Below are 369 nucleotides of genomic sequence, written 5' to 3'. Positions count from 1 at the left end.
GCCGGGATCGCAGTTTTGAAATGGCGTTCACCGCTATTCCCTACGCGGAAAACATCTGTTTTCGGCCTGAATTAATCCCCAAACCGCGGATAGCGGGCACCTTGCCCGCCAGGGTGAGCAGCACCGTAGTGAACGACCGGTACGGGGATATTGATAAAGACGGGTTGTACCGGGTGGCGTTTGATTTTGACCGGGCGGAATGGTTGAAAGGGGGAGAAAGCCTGTGGGTGCGTCTGGCTCGCCCCTACGCGGGTGACACCTACGGTTTTCACTGGCCATTGCTTGATGGTACCGAGGTGGCGATCGCATTTGAAGGGGGCGACCCGGATCGGCCTTATATCGCCCATGCGCTGCACGACTCAAAACACC

Annotated in this window: 1 protein-coding gene; it reads left to right on the top strand. The window is 57.7% G+C overall.

Features of this window, described 5'->3' with window-relative positions; genetic code table 11:
* Window positions 1-369 (top strand): phage baseplate assembly protein V (locus tag C5471_RS23735; protein WP_242688869.1); only part of this gene is annotated, 369 nt, incomplete at both ends.

The organism is Photorhabdus tasmaniensis (genome assembly GCF_011189505.1).
Taxonomy (GTDB): Bacteria; Pseudomonadota; Gammaproteobacteria; order Enterobacterales; family Enterobacteriaceae; genus Photorhabdus; species Photorhabdus tasmaniensis.
This window is presented reverse-complemented; position numbering and strand designations above follow the sequence as displayed.